Origin of the sequence: Mesorhizobium vachelliae, from assembly GCF_033977325.1 — a bacterium.
GTDB lineage: Bacteria > Pseudomonadota > Alphaproteobacteria > Rhizobiales > Rhizobiaceae > Mesorhizobium > Mesorhizobium vachelliae.
Window position 1 is genome coordinate 111,755 of record NZ_JAVIIR010000010.1, and the last position, 23,142, is coordinate 134,896.

Annotated in this window: 19 protein-coding genes and 1 tRNA gene; 5 read left to right on the forward strand and 15 right to left on the reverse strand. The window is 64.0% G+C overall.

Annotation, left to right across the window (positions count from 1 at the left end):
* Window positions 1-4 precede the first annotated feature (4 nt).
* From RFM41_RS21345 to oiaX, 3 genes are all read right to left on the reverse strand, one after another.
* Complete coding sequence (locus RFM41_RS21345; protein ID WP_320251043.1) at window positions 5-763, reverse strand: triose-phosphate isomerase; 759 nt, start codon at window positions 761-763, stop codon at window positions 5-7.
* A 61-nt stretch (window positions 764-824) separates the two neighbouring features.
* Entirely contained in the window at window positions 825-2,156 is a 1,332-nt protein-coding gene (locus RFM41_RS21350) for a four-carbon acid sugar kinase family protein (RefSeq protein WP_320250792.1), read from the reverse strand.
* A 2-nt stretch (window positions 2,157-2,158) separates the two neighbouring features.
* Window positions 2,159-3,409 carry a 3-oxo-isoapionate-4-phosphate decarboxylase OiaX gene (gene oiaX, locus RFM41_RS21355; protein ID WP_320250793.1) on the reverse strand — a complete coding sequence of 417 codons (1,251 nt, stop codon included), beginning with the start codon at window positions 3,407-3,409 and terminating at the stop codon, window positions 2,159-2,161.
* 182 nt (window positions 3,410-3,591) lie between these two features.
* On the opposite strand from oiaX, the gene RFM41_RS21360 reads away from it, so the two are divergent.
* Complete coding sequence (locus tag RFM41_RS21360) at window positions 3,592-4,305, forward strand: transcriptional regulator NanR (protein ID WP_320250795.1); 714 nt, start codon at window positions 3,592-3,594, stop codon at window positions 4,303-4,305.
* A gap of 2 nt (window positions 4,306-4,307) precedes the next feature.
* Here the strand turns inward: RFM41_RS21360 and apnL are convergent, their stop codons facing one another.
* The 10 genes from apnL to RFM41_RS21410 form a co-directional block, all read right to left on the reverse strand.
* Entirely contained in the window at window positions 4,308-6,212 is a 1,905-nt protein-coding gene (gene apnL, locus RFM41_RS21365; protein WP_320250797.1) for a D-apionate lactonase, read from the reverse strand.
* Complete coding sequence (locus RFM41_RS21370; RefSeq protein WP_320250799.1) at window positions 6,209-7,243, reverse strand: Gfo/Idh/MocA family protein; 1,035 nt, start codon at window positions 7,241-7,243, stop codon at window positions 6,209-6,211. Before RFM41_RS21370 ends, apnL begins: the two co-directional genes overlap by 4 nt.
* 2 nt (window positions 7,244-7,245) lie before the next feature.
* The gene (locus tag RFM41_RS21375) at window positions 7,246-8,310 is read right to left on the reverse strand and encodes an ABC transporter permease (protein ID WP_320250801.1); all 1,065 of its coding nucleotides are present in this window, start codon (window positions 8,308-8,310) and stop codon (window positions 7,246-7,248) included.
* A complete protein-coding gene (locus tag RFM41_RS21380) occupies window positions 8,307-9,848 on the reverse strand; it encodes a sugar ABC transporter ATP-binding protein (protein ID WP_320250803.1) in 1,542 nt (513 codons plus the stop codon). Before RFM41_RS21380 ends, RFM41_RS21375 begins: the two co-directional genes overlap by 4 nt.
* Complete coding sequence (locus RFM41_RS21385; protein ID WP_320250805.1) at window positions 9,845-10,492, reverse strand: DUF2291 family protein; 648 nt, start codon at window positions 10,490-10,492, stop codon at window positions 9,845-9,847. The genes RFM41_RS21380 and RFM41_RS21385 overlap by 4 nt, the downstream gene beginning before the upstream one ends.
* Before the next feature lie 81 nt (window positions 10,493-10,573).
* Complete coding sequence (locus tag RFM41_RS21390; RefSeq protein WP_320250807.1) at window positions 10,574-11,515, reverse strand: D-ribose ABC transporter substrate-binding protein; 942 nt, start codon at window positions 11,513-11,515, stop codon at window positions 10,574-10,576.
* 366 nt (window positions 11,516-11,881) lie between these two features.
* Complete coding sequence (locus tag RFM41_RS21395; RefSeq protein WP_320250808.1) at window positions 11,882-12,709, reverse strand: phosphogluconate dehydrogenase C-terminal domain-containing protein; 828 nt, start codon at window positions 12,707-12,709, stop codon at window positions 11,882-11,884.
* Between the two features lie 108 nt (window positions 12,710-12,817).
* Window positions 12,818-13,858: an ABC transporter permease gene (locus RFM41_RS21400; RefSeq protein WP_320250810.1), complete on the reverse strand. Its 1,041-nt coding sequence runs from the start codon at window positions 13,856-13,858 to the stop codon at window positions 12,818-12,820.
* Window positions 13,855-16,323 (reverse strand): ATP-binding cassette domain-containing protein, encoded by a 2,469-nt coding sequence (locus tag RFM41_RS21405; RefSeq protein WP_320250811.1) that lies wholly within the window; start codon window positions 16,321-16,323, stop codon window positions 13,855-13,857. The genes RFM41_RS21400 and RFM41_RS21405 overlap by 4 nt, the downstream gene beginning before the upstream one ends.
* Window positions 16,324-16,396: 73 nt before the next feature.
* Window positions 16,397-17,416, reverse strand: coding sequence for an ABC transporter substrate-binding protein (locus tag RFM41_RS21410; protein WP_320250812.1), 1,020 nt, complete (start codon window positions 17,414-17,416; stop codon window positions 16,397-16,399).
* Window positions 17,417-17,782: 366 nt separating this feature from the next.
* On the opposite strand from RFM41_RS21410, the gene nanR reads away from it, so the two are divergent.
* The 4 genes from nanR (at window position 17,783) to RFM41_RS21430 (ending at window position 21,608) form a co-directional block, all read left to right on the forward strand.
* Window positions 17,783-18,496, forward strand: coding sequence for a transcriptional regulator NanR (nanR, locus tag RFM41_RS21415; RefSeq protein ID WP_320319296.1), 714 nt, complete (start codon window positions 17,783-17,785; stop codon window positions 18,494-18,496).
* A gap of 78 nt (window positions 18,497-18,574) precedes the next feature.
* Complete coding sequence (locus RFM41_RS21420) at window positions 18,575-19,870, forward strand: ribulose-bisphosphate carboxylase large subunit family protein (protein ID WP_320250816.1); 1,296 nt, start codon at window positions 18,575-18,577, stop codon at window positions 19,868-19,870.
* Between the two features lie 46 nt (window positions 19,871-19,916).
* Window positions 19,917-20,762: a phosphogluconate dehydrogenase C-terminal domain-containing protein gene (locus tag RFM41_RS21425; protein ID WP_320250818.1), complete on the forward strand. Its 846-nt coding sequence runs from the start codon at window positions 19,917-19,919 to the stop codon at window positions 20,760-20,762.
* Between the two features lie 60 nt (window positions 20,763-20,822).
* Window positions 20,823-21,608, forward strand: a complete 786-nt coding sequence (locus RFM41_RS21430) for a sugar phosphate isomerase/epimerase family protein (RefSeq protein ID WP_320250819.1) — start codon at window positions 20,823-20,825, stop codon at window positions 21,606-21,608.
* Between the two features lie 80 nt (window positions 21,609-21,688).
* Here RFM41_RS21430 and RFM41_RS21435 read toward each other — a convergent pair.
* Window positions 21,689-21,765 (reverse strand) — tRNA-Arg (locus RFM41_RS21435).
* An 88-nt stretch (window positions 21,766-21,853) separates the two neighbouring features.
* A complete protein-coding gene (locus RFM41_RS21440) occupies window positions 21,854-23,017 on the reverse strand; it encodes a M20 aminoacylase family protein (protein ID WP_320250821.1) in 1,164 nt (387 codons plus the stop codon).
* Between the last annotated feature and the right edge of the window lie 125 nt (window positions 23,018-23,142).

Genomic DNA, 23,142 nt, shown 5'->3' on the forward strand with positions numbered 1-23,142 from the left:
CCTTCTACAATGTTGCGGCGCATCTGGCGAGGATGTCGAGATAGCCCTCGACAGCCCAGGCGGAGCGCCCGATGAATAGCCCGTCGATATGCGGGCATGCGATGAGTTCGGCGCAATTGCCGGGATTGACCGAACCGCCATAGAGGCAAGGGACACGGCGCCCGAGCATGTCATGGGCAGTAGCGACGATCTCCGCCTGGCGGGCGTCGGCATAGTCCGAGGTTGCCGGAATGCCTTTGATGCCGATCGCCCAGACCGGCTCGTAGGCGAGCAGGATCGGCGCGCTCTTCTGCGCGGCGCCAAGCTTGGAGAGCGCGCCGCGCACCTGCCTGTCGAGAACGTCGCGAGCAACGCCGGCCTCGCGCTCGGCCAATGTCTCGCCAATGCAGATCAGTGGCGTCAGGCCATGGCGCACCGCGGCTTCCGTCTTGAGGCCAACGGTCTCGTCGGTCTCGCCGAAATGCTCGCGCCGCTCGGAATGGCCGAGCTCGACGATATCGAGGTTGCAGTCCTTGAGCATCGGCGGCGAGATCTCGCCCGTCCATGCCCCTTCGTCGGCCCAGTGCATGTTCTGCGCGCCGACCTTGACGGACGTATCCTTCAGCATCGCCTTGACCTCGCGCGCCGCCGTGAAGGGCGGGATGACGAACCGCTGGATACGCGCGTCGCCTTCCGGGCCGGCAAGCAGCCCGTCGGCGAAGGCGCGCGCCTGCGCCAGCGTCTTGTTCATCTTCCAGCTGGTCCCGATCCACAGTTGGGGCATCTCTGTCATCGGTCAGTCCTTGGCGGCTGCGAGCCGAATGCGGTCTGGTGCGGCATGGCTGTCAGTCGCCGAAACCGTCACGGATGGCCAGGAAATAGCGGTCGGTTCCGACCTGCCCGCCTTTCAGCGCGACCTCCAGCCCGTCGATTGCCGCGATGCCGGAGTGGGCGACGCAGAGCGGTGAGCCGGGCGAGGCCGGGAGGGGCATCCTGACCGTCAGCGCATCGACGCCCATCTGTCCAAGCGCATGGCTTGACGTATCGCCGCCGGCGATGATCACGCGCTTCAGTTTCTGCTCGACGGTCAAGGCGCGAAGCAGTTCGCCGAGGCCGCGGCCAAGCTTGTGGCGGGCGCCTTCCTTCCGGTCGATCTCGGCGCCACGATCGGCGGTGGGGCCGAGCGCGGTGTAGAGGATGACGCTGCGCCCGGCCTCGAGGCTAGCCTTGCCGGCTGCCACCGCACGCGCGATGGTGGTGTCGGAATGTTCCGACACCAGTTCGACCGGATCGACCTCGATGCCGTCGAAGCCGTCGCTCATCGCATGCCGGATCTGCCGTTCCGTCGTCGGCGAGCAACTGCCGGACACCACCGCGATGCGGTCGGCGGCACCGGGCGACGTGAAAGTGGCTTCGGCGGCCCGATCGTCGCTCTGCTTCCATTCGGCGAGCAATGCATATTCGATGCCGGAGGAGCCGACGACGAAGTAGCCGCCCGGCTTGCGGGCGCGCCAGATCTCCTTGCCGGCCAGCGCCTGGCTTTCGGGACCGTCGACATCGATGAGCAGGATCGCCGATCCGGCGGCCAGTCTGTCGAAGGTGGCGGACCGAGTCGGCGAACGCAGCGTCGCCAGGTCGAGCAATTCAGACGGAAAGTTCGTCTGGCGTGACAGGTGCACCAGAAGGTCCGATTCATCCATCGGAGTCGCCGGGTGGCGGCTCATCACCGGGTGGCGGTCGATGCGGTAGTATCTGTCGCGGTAGGCCGCGAAAAGATGGCCGAAGGCGGTGTAGCGCTTGAGCTGCGGCGCGCCGACCACCAGCGGCACGCAGTCTTGCGCGAACACCTCGTGGCCGATCTCGATCGCCCGGCCGATGCTGCCGATCGTCGGGCTGGAATCGAATGTCGAGCAGACCTTGTAGTGGCAGATCTCGGCTTGGAGCGACTTCAGCCAGGCGAAAGCGGCTTTGAGATGCGTGTCCATCCATTGCGGGGATTCGCTGCGGCTGGTGCCGGCAAGGCCAACGGCGCGGCAATGCGCGAAGCGTTCAAGCAGGTCGTTATCCGGCTTGCGCATGAACAGCACGGTCGGCACGCCGCCGAGCTCGAGTGCCTCCATCACGTCGGTCGAGCCGGTCAGGTCGTCGCCATAGTAGCTGAGAAGCAGGTCTTGCATGCTCAGGCCGCCTTGCCGTCGGCGAATTTCTCGATCGAGCGCGCAAGTTCGACATGGTCTTTGGCAAATTCCGTCAGCGGAATGCCCTCGACCGCAGCTTGCCAGGCCTGCAGCACGGCGCGCACGCCGGCTCCCGGCCCGTCCGGATGGCTGACGATGCCGCCGCCGCAGAGGTAAAGCAGGTCAACCGTGCGTCCTGTGCGTCGATAGGTTTCCGGCGCCTGTCCACCCCATTGGCCGGAGCAGACCACGGGCAGCGCGCAATCCTCGGGCGAGAACAGCGGTGTCGTCACCGCCTCGAAGGAGCGGATGAAGGAGTCATCCGGCTCCCAGTATTTGGACGCAATGCCGTTGATCTGGAACTGGTCGACGCCGAGCAGCCGCCAGAATTGCTGCCAGACCCTGAAATCCATGCCGAGGCCGGGATGGCGGGTGAGGATATCCCAGCCGTTGCGGTGCGCGTGCAGCACCAGCCCGGAACGCTTCCTGAGGAAAGCCATGCCGCCGAAGCCGATGGAGTTGATGTTGACCACCGCGCAATTGCCGCCGGCCTCGAGCACCAGGTCGTGGTTGCGCATCATCTCGTCCGGGTCGGCATGCGAGATGCCGAAGGCGTACATCACCTTCTTGCCGGTCTTCTGCTCGTGGTCGAGGATCAGCGGCATGATCTTCTTGACCCGCGCCGGCAGCGGCGAATAGGCCGGGCTCATCAGCTTCTCGTCGTCCTTGATGAAGTCCACGCCGGCCTCGATCAACTCGCCGACCATCGCGGCGGTCTCAGCGGGCCTCAGACCCAGCGCCGGCTTGACGATGGTGCCGATGATCGGGCGGCCCTCGACGCCGGCCAGCCGGCGACTGCCGGCAACACCGAATTGGGGGCCTGGATGAGCGCCCCTGAATTCCTCCGGCAACTTCATGTCGACGACACGGAGGCCAGACAACCCTCTGATCGAATAGGTGCCGCCGATCGCAATCGTCATCAGCGCCGCGAGGTCGGTGCCGATCGCGTCGAAGGGAAAGGCGATGTCGACATCGGCACGTTTGAAGGGACCGCTGCCGGCCTCGGGAATGGAAGGTTGCGCCGCGTCCGGCAGATGCCGGATCGCCAGCACGCGTGCGGCCACTCGTGCCTTTAGCTCCTCGGTTTCCCCAGGCAGCGCGACGAAGGTACCGGTCGACTGGTCGCTGGCGATCTTGGCCGCCAGTCCCTCGATGCTCCCTGAGGTCTCGATGCGATAAGTGAGGGTGATCATGGCCGGCAATACCCAGTCGAAAGGCCAGGAAAGGAATTCCCTGAGTTCAAAATCTGGTATAATGAGTACATAAGCATTGCAAGCAGTATCCGCCCGGCGCGACGTCAAAGCATGACGGGCATTCTGGAAATTGCGGTCGCGGTGCTAGATTGGAATCAGGGCCAAGGGAGTGATTCGCGGCGATGAACCGTTCGGAACCGATCGTCCGACGCAAGCTTTCCGATGAAGTCTTTGCCAGGCTGAAGCGGCTGATCACCAGCGGTGAACTGCAGCCAGGCGACGACATGCCGTCCGAGCGCGAGCTGATGGAGCGCTTCGAGGTCGGCCGGCCGGCGATTCGTGAAGCGATGCAGGCGCTGAGCAATATGGGCCTGGTCGCCATCTCGCATGGCGAGCGCGCCAAGGTGCTGCAGCTCACTGCCAAGTCGATCATCAAGCAGGTCGACGGCGCGGCCAAGATCATCCTGTCGTCATCGAAGGACACGCTGGAGCATTTGAAGAGCGCGCGCATCTTCTTCGAGCGCGGCATGGTCAGGGAAGCGGCCGAGAAGGCGACGCCCGAGGATGTGCAGCGGCTCAGGGCAACCGTCGCCGAGCAACGTAGCGCGCGCGGCGATGCCGAGGCCTTCATCTCCGCCGACATGAAGTTTCACTCCCAGATCGCGGCGATCTCGGGCAATCCGATCTATGTCGCGGTCAGCGAAGCGATGCTCGGCTGGCTGAAGGAATACCACACGGAAATGCTGATCTGGACCGGCAAGGAAAAGTTCACGCTGACTGAGCACGAAGAGATCATCGGCTGTATCGAGAAGAACGACGCCGAAGGGGCCGAGAAGGCGATGATCAAACACCTCGAACGCTCGCGCGCCCTCTACGTGATGAACTCCGAAAAGTAGCTTCAGCCGACCCTGGCTATGCCATAGGGGGGCATTGTCAGGTGCCCCGAAGCTGCACCTGGGTCAAACCCGCGCGCATCCGCTCCTTCCCAGATCATAACCGGACCTGCCGCTTCGCGAAGCAGCGCCGAGGTGTCGACCGCTACATTGTCCGGCGTGATGTTTGCCAACCAGGCTGTGATGACGCCGGCTGGTGAGCGGCCCGCCAGAACGGCCACGCGATCGTCACTGACGCGCACGGCAATCTGCGAATGGCCGGCCAGTGCGGCAAAGCCCTGCACCGCATGGAAGACCGGCCGCGGCGTTCCTTCCTCGGCGGGCTCACCGGCGGCCGCCAGCACGCCGAACGGTCCGGCAAAGCTGGATAGCGTCAGCATCTCCAGCCCGGCCGGCGCGACGCGCGCGGCATAGCCGATCGTCCATGCGGCGGCGAACAAGCCTGCATGGCGCGGATCGCGATTGGCCATGGCTATGCGCTGGCCGTTTGGATTGTCCTTGGTCGCGCCGCCATAGGGGTTCTGCCGCATGGCGATCGTCGACGGGCCGATGCGATAAGGCTTCGCCCCATAGATCGCCCTTGTCGACTGGGTGATGAAAGGCAGCGCCTCCAGCGATTGCATGATGCTGAGGTCGTCCGCCGCATGCACGATCGGGCAGGTGCAATGGGTGACGAAATCGAGCGCGCCGGCTGGGACGCGCTTGCGATTGAGCTCGGTGAAATAGCTGAACATGCCGCCGCCTAGACGGAGGCCCGGAAAGGCGCGGCGGGCCGCTGCGTAGACGTCCTCGAGCGGCGGACAGTCTGGCCAGGCGCTGCCGGGCGGCGTTGACTGGCGGTCGACCGAAGGCGAGACCGCGACGGCATCGAGCCGCAGGCCCGCTCTGCGCACCATCTCGGCGACGCCGGAGAGCTCAGCGTCGAGATCGCCGGCGCAGGCGACCACGCATTCAAGCGTCGTCGCAGCCGGGTACGCGGCGACAAGCCTGGCATGAGCCTGCAAGGCGTCCAGGCCATGGCCGCGTGTCGGATCGTAATGAAGGAGGAGCTGCTGTGGGCCAAGCTTCTCGAGCAGCGGCAGCTCGTCTAACGCCGCCTCGACATCTTCCGGATAAATGACCACACCGACATCGGGCAGCCTCGCTCCGGTCTCGCCGGGTTCGATGCGGACCGGCTCGGCGCCGGGTGCCGCGGCAGTCTGCTTGGAGCCGCCGGTGATGCGCAGGCTGATCGTCTGGCGCATCGGCTGGCCGGCCGGCAGCACATAGGGCCATGGGAGAGCGAGCGGCCGCACATAGGTCTTGTAGGAAGCATCCGACCAGTTGCGCTGGTCTTCCATCTCGAAAATGTCGCCTTCCATCCGGCATTCGGCGCTGACGCCCGGCCGCACCTGATGGGTGATGGCGCGCATACCCTTGAACGGTTGCCAGGGGTCGATCAGCAGCGGCAACTTGGTATCCACGATGGTGCCGTCGGTGTGCTCGACCTTGACCGGGCTGCCGGCGAGGCCGGCGATCGGATGCAGGATGCAGAAGCCGCAGCGGTTGGTCTTGAAATCGACGTCGGGGAGCGCGCTCACATCGAAGCTGAGGCGGCCGTCGGCGTGGCCTTCGATCGTGGCGCGGAAATCGAGCCGGCTACCGCCTGGACCTTCGCAGCTTGCCGAATAACGCACGGAGAAACGATCGTCGGCTTGTTCGATCGCTAGATCCGCCAGCACCGGCTCATAGGTGCCCCAGTCACGATCGCGTACGATATAGGCGATGGCGCGCAGCACCTCGATGCCGCCATGGCGGATGCTGCGCAGATTGCCGTTGGCGAAGTCGGCGCTGAGCGGGCCGGCGACGAGCCGGACCGGTTCGGCTTCGACCGCGCGTGTGCCGTAGAGCAGGATCGGATCGGCGGTCATTTGAGCAGCTCGTCGATCCGCACCGGTTGCCGGCTGGCGGCGCCGGCATAGGCTGCCTCGACCAGCGCGAATGTCTTGAGGTTGTCGGCGCCGGAGGTGGCGGGTTCCTTGCCAGCGGCAAGGCAGTCCACCCAATGTTTCTGGATCGTCATGACGCTTTCCTGGATATTGTGCCAGGGCCGTGACGCCCAGGTGAGTAGCGGCGGTGAGACATCGGTGACGCTCGTGCCGCTCCTGCCGGTTACGGTGAGCTTGTAGCCCTGAGCCAGCCGGATCGTGCCGTCCGAGCCGTCGAGCTCGATCAGAGTCTCGGGGAACGGTTCGGTGGCAAGCTTCGTCGCGTAGCTGCAATCGACCACCGAGGTTGCGCCACTGTCGTGGTCCATCAGCATTGTCGCAACATCCTCGCCGGCGATGTCAGGATTGACGCGTTTGGTACGCGCGGTGAGGCTCGATACGTCGCCGAGCAGGAAGCGGGCGATGTCGAGGATGTGGATGCCGAGATCCTCGATGATGAAGCGCTTGCCGGTCGCAAGATAAGGCTGCCCTGAAAACACGTCATAGGCCGATCGGAAGGAGATGCGGCCGAAGAACGGCCTGCCGATCTCGCCGCTGTCGAGCACCGCGCGCACTGCCTGGATTGGCGACTGCCAGCGGAAGTTCTCATGCACCATCAGCGGCACGCCCGCGTGGGCGCAGGCTTTCACCATGGCCTTCGCGTCGGCAAGCGTCGGCGCAAACGGCTTCTGGCAAATGACGGGAACGCGGTTATCGGCCGCCATCTCGACCAGTGACCGATGGCTGTTGACGGTAGTCGCGATGTCGACGAAGTCGAGCGTCTCATTGGCAAACAGCGCGGCCGCATCGCTGTAGCGCCTCGCTATGCCGAACTGGTCGCCGACGATCCTCAGCCGCTCGGGATCGCGGTCGCAGATAGCCGCGATCGAGGCGCCGTCTATGTCGCGCCAGGCATGCATCTGGTTGACGGCGAAGAAACCGCAGCCGATCAGCGCTCCACGCAAGGTCGACATGATCAGCCTACCCTTGCCATCTGCATCAGCGTCACGCGGCTCTGCAGCCGGCGCTGGGCCTGGTCGACGACGACCGCGACGATGATCACGAGGCCCTTGATCACCATCTGCCAGAACGAACTCACACCCATCATCACCAGTCCGTCGGAAAGGATACCGATCACGAAGGCGCCGACTATGGTGCCGCCGATCGTGCCGCGACCGCCAGACATCGAGGTGCCGCCAAGCACCGCGGCCGCGATGGCGTTGAGCTCGAAGCTCTCGCCGGTGGCCGGATGCGATGCCATCAGCTCGGACGAGATGATGAGGCCGACGATCGCCGCGCAGAAGCCGGAGAACATGTAGACAAACATCTTGACCATGTTGACCCGCACACCCGAAATCCGCGCAGCGCGTTCGTTGCCGCCGACAGCGAAGATGTGGCGGCCGAGCGGCGTGTAGCGCGCGAGATAGGCAGCTCCCAGCGCGACCACCACCAGAATCCAGATCGAAACCGGCAATCCAAGCACCTTGCCGGCGCCGAGATAGCCGAAGCCGGTGGTGCCAAGCTCCGGCTTGCCGACGAGGTTAGGGAAGGTCCGGCCATCGGACGACAAGAGCGCCATGCCGCGCGCGACATAGAGCGTGCCGAGCGTGGCGATGAAGGGCGCGACATTCAGCCTGGTGATGAGCAATCCGTTGACGGCGCCGATCAGTATGCCGACGGCAAGCGTGATGAGGGCGATCTCAACAACGTTGAAATAGACGGTATAGCCGATCTGCAGATCGATGCCGTTGAGCACGAGATAGCCGGCGACCATGCCGCACAGGCCGACGATCGAGCCGACCGACAGGTCGATGCCGCCGGTGATGATGACGAAGGTCATGCCCATGGCGAGGAAAGCATTGAGCGCCACGTGCTTGGCCATCAGGATCAGATTGGCGGCCGACAGAAAATTCGGCGCCGCGATCGAGAAGAATACCAGCACGGCAATCAGCGCGATGAAGGTCCTGAGCTTCATCAGCGTCAAGAGCATTGAGCCGCTGGAGGCGGAGGGCGCGGCAGCCTTGGCGGGGATGTCGGTCATCGGCGTTGCTCTCCGTGCGCGGGTCCATGGCCAAGCGCCGATGCGGCCACGATCGCCGCTTCCGTCGCCTCGGCGCGATCGAACATGCCCGTCAGTTTTCCGTTGCTCATCACCGCGATCCGGTCGGACAACGCCATCACCTCGTCGAGATCGGAGGTGGCAAAGAGTATGCCCAGCCCATCGCGCGAAAGCTTGCGCATGGTGCGGAACACGTCGGCCTTGGCGCCGACATCGATGCCGCGGCTTGGCTCGTCCATCAACAGCACCTTCGGTCCGGTGAGCAGCGCCTTGCCGATCACCACCTTCTGCTGATTGCCGCCAGAAAGCGACGACACCTCCTGCGCCGGGTCGGCGACCTTGATCGCCAGCTCGCGCACCATCTGCGTGACGGCCTGCCGCTCGGCCCCGCCGCGTATGTGGAACAGGCTGACGAAGCGCGACAGGCTGGCCAGCGTCAGGTTGCTGGCCACCGACAGGATCGACACCAGGCCCTCGCGCTGCCGGTCCTCCGGGATCAGCGCCAGGCCGCGCTGGATGCGCCGTGTCGTGTCGCGCTCCTTGACCTGCTTGCCGTAGATGAAGATCCTGCCGCTCGCCTGGCCGTGCCGGCCCATGATGCAGTCGAACAGTTCGCTGCGCCCGGCGCCCATCAGCCCGTAGATGCCGAGGATCTCGCCGGCGCGCAGCGACAGCGAAACGTGATCGACCGCCAACCCACCGGTGACGCGCGGCAGGCAGATTTCTTCGGCGCGGAACACCTCGCCGCCCGGCTGGTGGCCGTCGGCCTTGGCGAAATCCTTTGCGTCCGAGCCGATCATCTGCCGCACGATCCACTGCGTGTCGACGTTTCGCATTTCTTCCTGGCCGGTGATGCGACCATCGCGCAGCACGGTGATGTAATCGCCGATGCGGATCAGCTCTTCCAGTCGGTGCGAGATGTAGACGACGGCCACGCCGCGCGCCTTGAGATCGGCGATCACCTTGAACAGGATATCGACCTCGGCAGCGCTCAGCGCCGAGGTCGGTTCGTCCATGATCAGCACGCGCGCGTCGAGCGAAACCGCTTTGGCGATCTCGACAAGTTGCTGCTGGCCGATGCGCAGATCCTCGACCAGCATGTCCGGCCGGATGCCGGCTTCGAGCTGTTCGAGGAATTCGGCGGCGCGCCGCTCTTGCGCCTTGTGGTCGATCTTGCGCAAGGCGTTGGTGAGCTCGCGGGTGGCGAAGATGTTCTCGGCGACCGAGAGGTTGCCGAACAGGTTCAGCTCCTGGAACACCATGCCGATGCCGCGGCCGACGGCATCTCCGGAGGACGAGAACGAAACCTCGTTGCCGTCGAGCAGGATGCGGCCGGCGGTCGGCCGTTCGACGCCGGCGATGATCTTCATCAGCGTCGACTTGCCGGCCCCGTTCTCGCCGACCAGCACGTTGACCGCGCCCTTGCGCACCTCGAAATTCGCGTGCTTGACCGCGACGGTGCCGGCATAGACCTTGGAGATGTCTTCCAGCTTGAGAATGACGTCGTGACCGGAACTCATGGCTTCGGCCCGATCTCGGCCTCCGCCGGCGTCACCAGCGGGAGATCCTGGCCGCTCTCGATCGTGTAAGCGCCGAGCACCTTCGCGGTTCGACCCTCGAGCCCGTCGCGCGGCAGCTTGGACAGCACCGTCTTATCGGCGTAAGCATTGAAGGCCTTGCCGAACTGGGCGAAGTCGATCTGGTTGGTGAAGTCGTTGAACTGCACGAAATCCAGGCTGTCGCGCAGCGCCGTTCCGCGCATGGCCGGCCCGATCTGCACCCGCGCATCCGCCTTGCCGTCGCCATCGACGTCGACATCGATGGTGGCAGCGCGTGATTGTGTGTTGGCTGCGACGATCTTACCTTCGACGCGCACCGCGAAGGTCCACGGCGAATTCGCCTGCTTCTTTGCATTGCCGTATTTCGCGCCAGCGGCGGCTTGATCGGTCTTGGCCAGCGCATGGACCTCCGCGAAGGGTCCTGCCTTCTGCTGCAGATAGGGAATGACCTTCGAGGCCCAGATATCCTCGACCATCTTGTCGGGACTGAAGGCAGAGCTGTTGGCGCTATCGCCACTTTGCGCGGAAGGCGTCGGCAAGATCTTGCAGGCGCTGAGGCCGACGACGGCGGTGAGCGCAAGGATCAGCCAACTCTGCTTGGTCATGGCAATCAAGGATACCCGAAAGTGAAATGGAGGCGAGGGACGAACGAGCGTTCGCCCCTCGCAGCTTGCATTCGCGCCGGCTCAATTCTTGAGCGCGAAGGTCTCCAGCTTGGGAGCATTGTCGCCATTGATCAGAACGCAGTCCATCAGCTGCTTTTCCTTCTCGGGCGACTTCTTGTTCTTGATAAAGTCGTTGGCCTGCTCGACGGCCATCTGCGCCTGGGCGAAGGCCGGCTGCAGGACCGTCGCCTTGATGCCGCCGGAGGTGATGGAGTCGCGCACGTCGTTCGAGCCGTCGAAGCCGACGACGATGACGTCCTTGCGGCCAGCAGCCGCCAGCGCCGCATAGGCGCCCATGGCCATCGTGTCGTTGCCGGAGATCACGCCTTTAATGTCCGGGTTGGCCTGCAGGATGGACTCCATCTTGGAATAGGCCTCGGTCTGGCTCCAGTTGGCCGACTGCTGCGCGACCTTCTTCAGGTCCGGATAGTCGTCGATCACGTCGTGATAGCCCTTGGAGCGGATGCCGGCGTTGGTGTCGGACTCCTTGCCGACCAGCTCGACATAATTGCCCTTCTCGCCCATCAGCTTCACGAACTCCTGCGCGCCGAGCTGGGCGCCTTGGTAGTTGTTCGAGACGATCTGCGCCACGGCGACGCCAGTGGCATTGATCTCGCGGTCGATGAGGAAGGAGGGAACACCGGCGTCCTTGGCCTTCTGCACGGCGGCGACGGTGGCGTCGGCGCCGGCATTGTCGAGGATGATCGCCTTGGCGCCGCGGCCGATCGCCGTGTCGATCAGCTGCGACTGCTTGTTGGCGTCGTCGTCATGCACCAGCACCAGCGTGTCGTAGCCGAGTTCCTTGGCCTTGGCCTCGGCGCCCACCGCCTCCGCCTTGAAGAACGGATTGTCGTGCGAAGGCGTGATGATGGCGATCAGGTCCGCCGCATAGGCCGGCGCGGCGGTGCCGAGTGCGAGCACGCCGGCGAAAGCCGCAAGCGTCATTCTGCGAGTGAGTTTCATGAAGTCCTCCCGTTAAAAACCCGCCTCGGACGACCGAGGCCAATTGTCTGAATTCGTCAGATGGTTCAGACCGCGCCGCTCGGATCTTGAAAGCCTTTTGCCGGCTTTCATTCCGAAGCTTGTCTCGCGACTCTTCCCCGCCGTCTGTCACTCCTCCATGGGTCGGATTTTCAAAAATCCGAGCCAGGACAGCTAAGGCCAACTGGTATGATGAGTCAACCACTAATTCAGGTGATATGTACCTAGGGCATGATCCCGAAAAAGTGGGAACCGGTTTTCGGAAAAGATCATGCCCAACTAAGAGCTAGATCAGGGTGACGATTCAACGAAACGTCATCCTGATCTAGCGCGCGCGACTTCTTCGCGTCAGGTTATGCGCTGGATGCTGGCTGCGATCTCTTCCGGTTCGAAGACCCGCTTCCAGTCTTCGCGCATCAGCACCGGCTTGCCGAATTCGATGGCCTTGTTGCAGGCGTCCGAGAACACACCCTTGGTTTCACCGAAGATGACGGCGCCGAGCACGTTCATGTGGCCAAGCAGGAAGTCGAGCGCCGCCTGCCTGTCGACGCCGCGCGCCACGACCTCGTCGACGGCTTCCTTCATGACGACGAGCAGCGAAGCACACACCGTCTCCGACAAACCAGGCTCGAGCAGCGCCATTTGCTCAACAGTCACGCGATGCGAGCGCATCACCGGCGCCCAGATGATCCGAGCGATCTCCTCGCCCTTGGCATAGTCCTCCTCCGGACCTTGCATCAGGGCGCTGACGAAGTGCTGCTTGGCCTTGACGCCGCCGAAGAAGTCCTTTTTGGCCGCCATATCGGTTTCGTCATTGAAGATCGGCGGATGACAGGGATGGGTGACGAAATAGGTGAGATCCGGACGCTTCGGCAGGTGTCCGGCAAAGGGCGCCGCGGCGTCCAGCACGACAACCATCGTGCCCGCCGCCAGCTTGCTTTCGATGCTGGCCGCGACTTTGCCTATATGCGTGTCGGGCACCGCCAACACCACCACGTCGGAGCCTTTGAGTGCCTCGTCAACGTCAACCGTGTCGATCCCGAGCCCGCTCTTAAGCCGCTCCTTGCCAGATTCGCTGATCTCGACATGGCGGATGGTGTAGGGCGAACCGCGAAAATTGGTCGACAGGCGGTAGCCCATTTTGCCGCCGGCACCGAATAGCGCAATCGTAGTCATCAATCTGCTCCTGACGTTCAGACGACGGGCTGCGCCAATCGTCATCTTGCATACTGGTATGATCACTCTACCAGAATTTGGCAAGAGGAATCGTCTATGGTTTGTCCGTCATCTCGGCTGTACCGTCGCCGCCGGCACTTTCGTGTTGGCCTCCGGGTCCTTGTCGCCGTCCGCGAGCTCGGCCGGCGTACGCCGCCCCAGCGCCTGCCGTCCGGCCAGCGCCAGCACGAAGATGACGACGATGCCCTGCACGATGTCCTGGGCGCCCGGCGGCAGGCCGATGATCTGCATGGTGGTGACGATGAGGATCAAAAGGATGCTGGCGAACAGGGTGCCCAGCGCCGTCGCCGAGCCGCCGAAGATCAGCGTTCCACCGAGCACCACCGCGGCGATCGATTGCAGCAGATAGGGCTGGCCCATCTCCAGGAAGGCGCCGCCGATATAGGCGCCGAGCAGCAGCCCGTCGAGCGAGGCCAGCACCGATGAGATGACGAAGGCCGACACCACCACCGGGCCGTTGCGGATGCCCGCGAGCCGTGCCGCGACGCGGTTCTGGCCGACCGCCGACAGCAGTTGCCCGAACACCGTGTAGCGCAAAACGAAGGAGGTCGCGGCGACGCCGAGAATGGCGATGACGGCCATTATCGGCACGCCGGAGACACGGCCCGTCGCCAGCTCCTTCAGCGCCGGGCTGACCGCGAAACCCGGGATCGCCTTGTTCGACAAGAGCGTTGCGGTCGCCAGCACATAGCCGGTCGCCAGCGTCGCGATGATCGCCGGAATGCCTAAGCCGACGACAAGCAGCGAATTGAGCGCCCCGACGGCCAGGCCGAGCAGGATCGCGGCGATGATGCCAATGGCAAGGTTGGCATCCTGCCCCTTGATGGTCAGCAGGGCGACGAAGGCGCTGAGCGTGATCACCGAAGCGACGGAGAGGTCGATGTTGCCGCGTCCTGTGGTCACCACGAACATCTGGCCGATGCCGACGACCGTCAGGAACGATGCCGACAAGATGACTCCGGACAAGCTGGACAGGCTGAAGCGGTTGGTGACCACGGAGAGCACCAGCCACAACACGAGCACGCCGATCGCCGCCCAGATCCAGCGGTTCCGCTGCGCCCAGATGCCGAAAAAGGCAAATGCGTTCATGGCTCGCTCCTGCGGTCGGCGGTCAGACTGCGCAACGTGAGCAGCGCGATCAGGATCAGCCCTTGCGTGGCGGCGTTGTAGTCGCTGCTGACGCTGAGGGTGCCCAGAAGCGCACCGATCAGCGACAGCGTCACCGCGCCGGCGACGGCGCCGACCGGCGAGATCATGCCGCCGAGCAGGGAGCAGCCGCCCATCACCACCGCGGCGACGCTGAGCAGCGTGAAGGAATTGCCGGAGTTGATGTCGCTCGCCGTGTTGATGGCCGTCAGCGACAGGCCTGCAGAGCCCGCGAACAGGCCGGCGATGAGATAGCGCACCAGCGCATAGCGCGTCGGCGACCATCCCGAGCGGATCATCGCCGCGGGATTATTGCCGAAGCCGCGCAGCACCACGCCGAGCGGCAACCGGTCGATGACAAGCACGATCACTGCCACGGCCGCGATCATGATGATCGACGTCGGCATGAAGCCGATCGACCAGCCGAAGAGGGCGCTCAGCCAATCGGGGCTCGCGCCGCCGGGTGTCGGCTGCAGCGCATAGCCGATGCCGACCCAAATGAAGGACGCGCCCAGCGTGACGACGATGGCGGGGATCTTGCGCGCCTGGATGACGCCGCCAAGCCCTGCATAGGCGGCGAGCGCGGCCACCAGCGCCAGCGCGCCGAGCCATGGCTGGTCGTAGAGCAGCGTGGCGCTGATCACGCTGACCAGCCCGGCAAACGCGCCGACGCCGAGGTCGATCTCGCTGCCGCCGACGATGAACATCTGCGCCGCCGTCACCAGCACCAGCGACAGCGCCGGCATCAGCAGAAGGTCCAGCCCGAAAGTCGAGGCGACCGCCGGATTGATCGCGATCATGATGGCAAGCACTGCGGCAAGCCCGATGAACGGCGCGGCGTTGACCAGCCTGCGCCCAAGTCCCGCCATGGCGTTCCGATTGCTGACGGCGCTTGCCTGGCTGTCCGCCGATTGCGCGAAGGAGGCGCCGACGATGGCCTGCTCGGAGATCGCCTCGCCTGCCAGTTCCTTGACGATGCGGCCGCCGGAGAAGACCAGCACGCGGTCGCAAGCGAGCAGTTCCGCATCCTCCGTCGTGTGCCAGACCAGCGCGCGGCCGCCACGCGCGACTTCGTTGCAGAGCCGGTAGAAATCCTGCTTGGTGGCGATGTCGACGCCGCGGGTAGGATCATCGAGCAGGATGATCGGCGTGTCAGCAACCAGCGCTCGCGCCACCAGCGCCTTCTGCTGGTTGCCGCCGCTGAGCTCGGTGATGTTGGATTGGAAGCGCTTGTCGTCGAGCCGCAGCTTACTGGCGGCGCCTTTCGCCGTGTCGCTGTTGACGCGCTCGGAAACGACGCCCAGCGCCGACCGGCGGGCAAGCGCGCCGATGCTGATGTTGCCGAGCACGCTCCACAGCGGGAACACGCCTTCCTTCTGCCGGTCACCGGCGATAAAGCCTGCCTCGGCATGCCTGGCGACGGTCGCCTGCTGTTTTCGGTCGGGCTTGAAGATCGCGTGCAGCAGCTCCTTCTGCCCGCTGCCCTCGAGCCCGGCCAACCCGACGATCTCGCCGCGCACGATGTCGACGTCGCGGCCGAGCTCCGACGTCAGCGCTCCCGAGAGCCGCAGGAGCAGGTCCTGCGAGGATGCGGTGGGGACGCTGTGCTGATGGATCGGATTGGCGTCGCCACCCATCAACTGCACCAGCTTGCCGATCGAGGCATCCGAGGCGTGGCCCTGCCATGCCATGCGGCCGTTGCGCAGCACCACGACTTCGGTGGCGATGTCGATGATCTCCTGCAGCTTGTGGCTGATGAAGATGAAGGCCAGTCCGGCTTTTGCCCGTTCGCGGATGAAGGCCCTGAGCTGCTTCGAGCGGTCGAGGTCGAGAGAAGAGGTCGGCTCGTCGAGCACGATCAGCTTGACGCCGGGCGTCGCCGCGGCACGCGCGATCTCAACCATCTGCCGTTCGGCAATCGTGAGATGGCCAACCTCGGCATCGGTGTCGATGCCGTTACCCGGGAAGACGGCGTCGAGCGCCGCGCGGGCGCGGGTCCGGTACAGCGCGCGCCAGCCCGGCCGGCTTGCCGAGTCGCCAGGGGTTTCCAGGAAGAAATTCTCGGCGACAGACAGGTTGGCGCACAGCGACAGCTCCTGATGCACCATGCGGATGCCGCGCCGCTGCGCCTCGCCAGTGTCGTAGGCTGCGAACGCCACCTCTTCGCCGGCAAAGGAAATCGCCCCCAGCGTCGGCCACGTCGCGCCGCACAATATACGCATCAGCGTCGACTTGCCGGCGCCGTTGCCGCCGACGAGCCCGATCACGTCGCCGGCCCGCACACAAAGGTCGATCCCCGCATTGGCAAGCGTCGGCCCAAAACTCTTGGTGATCCCGCTCAGCGAAACGACGCTCGGTCCAGCAGGGGCGGCAGCGGCGCCCTGTACGGCAACGGCGATGTGGGACATTCGTCCTCCGGTTTTGCGCGGACAAAGATCGGGCGCGGCCGTGCGGCAGCGCCCGATCCCTGAACTGCTTGCCTTACTTGCTGAGCAGGTTCTGCTTGACCCAGTCCAGCGAATAGCTCGGGCTGATGATCTGCCCGCCCGGCAGCTTTGCATAGTCCTTCAGATTGCTCGCATCGACCGTCGCCACCGGCATGATCATCAGCTTGGGCGCCTTGGCGCCCTTGAGCAGCGAAAGACCGAGCCAGAAAGCGGCGCCGCCTATGCCGGGCGTGGTGTTCATCGAAACCGTCTGGTAGCCGTTCTTGGCGTTCTCCTCGGCCCACCATTTGACGAAGTCGGTGCCGCCGCCGCCTTCGATGATCGGCATCTTGTCCTTGTAGTCGCCGCCATACTGGACGAAGGCCTGCGCGATGCCGACATCGTCGCTGCCACCCTGGCCGAGCACGGCGTCGACGTGCGGCAGCGAGGGCAGCACATTGGCGATGGCCGCCTGCGCCACCGAAGCGGTCGCCTGGCCGTAGACGGTGGCCACCACCTTGATGTCCGGATACTTGGCCAGCACCGACTGCTGCGCGTTGAACATGTCGTTGTCGGGCGCCGAGCCCTTCACGCCGCGCACCTGGATGACATTGCCCTTACCGCCGAGCATCTTGAACACGGCTTCGGCCTGGGCCGCTTTGTAGCCCTTGAAGTCGAAATTGAGCTGGTAGTTGCACGGCGCCGAAGCGACGGAATCGAAGGAGATCACGATGATGCCGGCCTTGCAGGCCTTCTCGATCACGCCGTTGACGGCGGTCTCCGAAGCGGCGTCGACGGCGAGCACGTCGACTTTCTTCAAGATCAGTTCGGCGATCTGGCTGTTTTGCTGGGCGACCGAGCCGTCGCCGTTCATGACGATATAGTCGGCGATCTGCCCGGCGGCCTTGGCTTGCTTGGCCGAAGCTTCGAACGCCTCCACCATCTGGTGCCGCCAGGTGTTGCCGTAATAGGCGTTGGCCAGCGCGATGACCGGCGCGTCCTGCGACGCCATTGCCGGTAGAACCGAAACACTCGCCAGCGCAGCGGCAAGTGCCGCCACAGTTGCAAACTTCATGGATATCTCCTCCCAAAAACACCGCCCAACACGGCCGGTCGTCTGCCATTCCCTTATAGCGCCTCTTCCGAAAGATGCCATACCATTTACATGTTATACCAGCATACCAAATAGGCAAGCCGGTAGCGGAACTCGTTCGCTCCCGATTGTCGGGAAGCGAAATGCGGCCTGTCAGTTTTGTCTGTCCTCGCCAGTCGGACGGGGCCGGCTTCCGTTCCGGCCGCTCCGGCATCCCGTGCGCCGGTCTGTGGCTCGCCCACAAGGTGGACGTTATGTCATCATATATGTAATGTCAATTGGCGAGCAGGGCTTGTTTGCCTGTGCGACTCGCTGTCGATATGCCGGAGAGGGATCAAGGAGAGGCGGATGGAGCCGGTCCAGAAGAAGAAGTTGTATGTCGAGGTGCTTGATCGGCTGTTGGCTGCGATCTCGACATCGGAGTTTCCGCCCGGTTCACAATTGCCGTCGGAAAAGGAACTGATGACGATGATTGGCGTGGGCCGGCCGTCGATCCGCGAAGCGATGAAGTCGCTGCAGCAGATGGGTCTTATCAGGATTTCGCATGGGGAACGCGCACGCGTGATCAATCCGACGCCCGAAGTGATCGTCGACCAGGTCTCCGCCGCGATGATCATGATGCTGGCGACGAATTCCCGCGGGCTCGAAGAACTGAAGGAAGTCAGGCTCTTGCTGGAAACTGGCCTGGTCAGGATCGCCACGCGGCGGGCCACGGCCAAGAGCCTGGAGCGGCTTGCGGAAACCTTGCGCCATTTGCGCGAGGCAAAGGGCGACCAGACGCGATTCGTAGCCGCCGACATGGAGTTCCACGCCGTCATCGCGGAGATGAGCGGCAATTCGATGATCGCCGCCGTGGCCAAGGGGATGCTCGAGTGGCTCTCCCGCTTCAAGCGGGATCTCGTCGCCATGAAGGGCGCCGAACGTCTCACAGTCGAGGAGCATGAACGAATATACAAGGCGATTGCCAGTGGCGATGCGGAAGGCGCGAGCGCAGCCATGGCCGACCACATTGGCCGCGCCAATGAACTGTATTCGAAGTTGGCCGGCGGCACCGGCAGCTAAATAGCCTGCCTCTCAAAATTTTTTATCAACCAAACTCATATGATGACATAATGTCATTTTGGTGCTAACGCTCGCCCCATGAATGACATCTCAGTCGCGACAGCCGCATCGAGCGAGCGTCTCTCCGCCACTTATCTGGTCGAAACGCGCTATCCGCTGGAGGCGGCTGCAGCCGCGATGGCGGGCGAACAATCCAGTGGAACGTTCCGCGCCATCCCCGGAGAAACGGCAGAACTCCTTCGTCGGTTTGGAGCCCGCGTCGAGTTCATCGAGGACATCACCGATGTCGGGGAAGAGGCTTTGCCGTTCTCGCGCCCGCCGAAGAACGCGGCTGCCGCCACGCCTCGCCGGGCAAGGGTGGGCCTTTCCTGGAATATCGAGAATACCGGCACGGTGCTGGCTTCGGTCTGGTCCACGGTTCTGGGCAATCTGTTCGAGCTGCATCATTTCTCGGCCATGCGTCTGCTCGACGTCAGCTTCCCCGATGTCTTCGCGGATGCCTATCCGGGGCCGGCCTTCGCAGTCGAGGGAACGCGCCGTCTGACTGGCGTCGAAGGCCGTCCCCTCATCGGCACGATCGTCAAGCCGAGCGTTGGCCTTTCGCCGCAGGAGACAGCGGCGCTTGCCGACACGCTGATCGCCGCCGGCATCGATTTCATCAAGGACGACGAACTGATGGGCGACCCGCCGCATTCGCCGTTCGAGCAACGATTTGAAGCGGTCATGGCGGTGATAGACAGGCACGCGGACCGGAGCGGTCGCAAGGTCATGTATGCGGCCAATATTTCCGGAGATGTCGACGCCATGCGGCGACAACTGGATCTGATAGGCAGTCGCGGCGGCACTTGCGCCATGCTCGTCCTGAATTCCGTAGGTCTGTCGGGTGTCGTCGAGATGCGCCAGCATTCCGCCGTCCCCCTGCATGGCCATCGGGCCGGCTGGGGCCTCTTCAGCCGCTCACCCGATCTGGGCATGAGCTATCTCGCCTACCAGAAATTCTGGCGTCTGGCCGGCATCGATCACATGCATGTCAACGGGCTGTCCAACAAGTTCTGCGAGCAGGACGAGACGGTGATGGCGTCGGCCCACGCCTGTCTGACGACGATGTTCGGGCGCGCGGATCGTCCCGATACGGTCATGCCGGTGTTCTCGTCCGGACAGACCGCGGTGCAGGCAGGCGAGACCCGCGACAGGCTCGGCTCGAACGATTTCATCTATTGCTGCGGCGGCGGCATCATGGCGCATCCAGGCGGACCGGCCGCGGGCGTGCAAAGCCTGCACGATGCTTTTGACGCCGCCGCAGCCGGCATTCCCGCGCGCGACTATGCCGCCAACCATCCGGAACTCGAGGCCGCGCTGCAGGCGTTCGGCTGAATCTGCGCCATCCGGCGCGCCGTCAAGGTGAACTGGGAGAGAACAAATGACGACATCCGTAGCGGTGCTTGGAGCCGGAGGGAAGATGGGCTTCCGCGTGACCGGCAAGCTGATCGGAGCGGGTTACGATGTCCGCGCCGTGGAAGTCGGCGAGGCAGGCCGCAAGCGGCTGGCCGATGCCAACATCGGCGCCGTCGTCATGGAGGAGGGCATTCCCGGCGCCAAGGTCCTGGTGATGGCTTTGCCTGACAACATCATCGGCCAGGTGATGCGGCAGATATCGCCTATGTTGGCCGAGGGCACCATGATCCTCGTCCTAGATGCCGCGGCGCCCTATGCCGGCGACCTTCCCGGGGATCGGCCGGACCTAACCTATTTCGTCGGCCATCCTTGCCATCCGCCCTTATTCAATGACGAGACGGAGTGGGCGGCGCGTCGCGACTATCACGGCGGCATCGCAAGGCAATCCATCGTCTGCGCCCTGATGCAGGGTCCCGAGGAGCACTACGCGCTTGGCGAAGAAATATGCAAAGCGATGTGGTCGCCGATCATCGACTGCCATCGCGTGACCGTCGAACAGCTGGCGATCCTCGAGCCGGGCCTGTCCGAGATGGTTGCGATGCCCTTCGTCGACACGATGGTCGAGGCTGTCGAGGAATGCGAGCGCAGATATGGCATTCCGAGACAAGCCGCTCTCGACTTCCTCATCGGCCATCTGAACGTCGAGATCGCCATGTGGTTCGGTTACTCGCCGAAAGTGCCGTCGGATGCGGCGCTGCGCCTGATGCGGTTTGCCAAGGGTGTCGTCGTCCGCGACGACTGGCGCCAGGCGCTGTCTCCGGCCAAGGTCAAGGAAGCTTCCGAACTCATCGTCTTCGGCAAGGGAGCCTGAGCGCTGTCTTCGACGCCACGGATCATATCGATATCGACAGCTCTCTTCGACGGCTACTCCATGGAGTTGGCCGTCGCGGAAATCGCGCGGGCTGGGGCCAGGCATGTGGAGCCAGCCTTCATTCGCGGTTATGTCGATTTCGATGAGGGCATGTTCACCAGCACGAATGCCTCGAGGCTGCGGGCAACAGCAGAAATTGCAGGGCTTGGGATCAAGGCCGTATCGGCTCATCTCGACCTGTCGGGACCGGATGCGGTCGACGCGTTGTCGCGGCGCATCGCCTTTGCTGCCGGTCTTGGAGCATCCTTCCTGATCACCAATGTCGGGCCGATGATGAAAAGGGCGGACATACGAAGAGCGATCGATGCCGTTCTGCCGAGGCTCGAGCAGGCCGGGATTGTTCTGGCGCTCGAGAACCCCGGACATGGCGAAGGCGATTTGCTCGGCAATGCTCGATCTGGGGCAAGTTTCGTGCGCCAGATCGGATCGCGACACGTCTGCCTGAATCACGACGCCGGAAATGTTTTCACCTATAGCCGTGAGGCTACGCAGCCGGCAGAAGATATCGCGGCAGCCATCGACGTTGTTGGCCATGCGCATCTCAAGGACGTTGTCAGCGGCGATGCAGGATGGGCGTTCTGTGCTCTCGGCGTGGGCGTCGTCGATTACCTGAAATACTGGCGCCTGCTCTCTCCGGCGCTTCCGGTCAGCATCGAAATGCCATTGCGATTGGAACGCCCCGAGCGCCGCGACCCGCAACGACGAAAGATCCCTGTCGATATTCCGACCATTCGGGCCGCGCTGGAGCGCTCGCTGCGTTTCGTGAACTCGCTGGAGCCTGCCTGAAACAGCGCCGCGTGAACCGCGACGGTTGTTCAGGCGACGACGATCCAGCCGTGCCTTTCCGCTAAGCTCTTGAAAGAGCGTGGTGATCCCGACAGGAATCGAACCTGTGACCTACAGATTAGGAATCTGCCGCTCTATCCTACTGAGCTACGGGACCACGCGGCCCGACACATAAACGCTTCGGGCCGGTTCGCCAAGAGGCGAGAAGGCAGTTGGAACGCTTGCTGCCTTCGACAGCTGGATCGTCAGGCAGCCAGCGCGGTCTCGGCCAGCTTGACCCAATAGCTCATGCCGTGCGGGATGACCTCGTCGTTGAAGTCGTAGGCCGGGTGATGCAGGCCGGCCGAGTCGCCGTTGCCGATGAAGATGAAGGCGCCGGGGCGGGCTTCCAGCATGTAGGAGAAATCCTCGCCGCCCATCACCGGCTGGATGGCACGGTGGACATGGCTGTCGCCGGCGATGTCGGCGGCGACATCGCCCGCAAACGCGGTTTCCTCGGCATGGTTGAAGGTGACGGGGTAGTTGGCGTCGTAATCGACCTCGATGGTGGCGCCGAAGGCGGCGGCGAGGCCGGCGCAGAGCGCGCGGATGCGCTCTTCCGATTTCTTGGCCACTTCCTTCTTCAGCGTGCGCACGGTGCCGGCGATCTCGGCGCTTTCGGGAATGACGTTATAGGCGTCGCCGGCGTGGAATTTCGTCACCGACACCACCACGGCCTCGACCGGATCGGTGCTGCGCGAGGCAATCGTCTGCAGCGCGCCGACCAGCTGGCTGGTGATGACGATCGGGTCGATCGTGCCGTGCGGCATCGCGGCATGGCCGCCGCGGCCCCTGACGGTGATGGTGAATTCCGCCGTCGCGGCCATGATCGGGCCGGGCTTGATGGCGAACTGACCGACCGGCAGGCCCGGCATATTGTGCATGCCGAACACTTTCTCGATGCCGAAGCGTTCCATCATGCCGTCCTTGACCATCTCGTTGCCGCCGCCGCCGCCTTCCTCCGCCGGCTGGAAGATCACCGCCACGGTGCCGGTGAAATTGCGCGTCTCGGCAAGATATTTGGCCGCGCCCAAGAGCATCGCGGTATGGCCGTCATGGCCGCAGGCATGCATCTTGCCGCGCACGGTCGAGGCCCATGGCTTGCCGGTGATCTCGTCGATCGGCAGCGCGTCCATGTCGGCGCGCAGCCCTATCGTCGGGCCATCGCCCCTGCGGCCGCGGATGATGCCGACGACGCCGGTCTTGCCCAGCCCCGTCACCACCTCGTCGCAGCCGAAAGCCTTCAGCTTCTCGGTGACGAAGGCGGCGGTCTGGAACACGTCGAAATTCAGCTCCGGTGTCTGGTGCAGATGTCGTCGCCAACCGGCGACTTCTTCCTGCATTTGCGCGGCTCGGTTCAGAATCGGCATGATCGTTCCATCTCTTGGTTGGTTGGCGGCAGTCGGTCCAGAGCCGATGCTCAGCAAATGTGATTGTCAATTGTGATGTGTGGCACTTTGCCATTTTGGCGACACATAGGGTAAATAGCACCGCA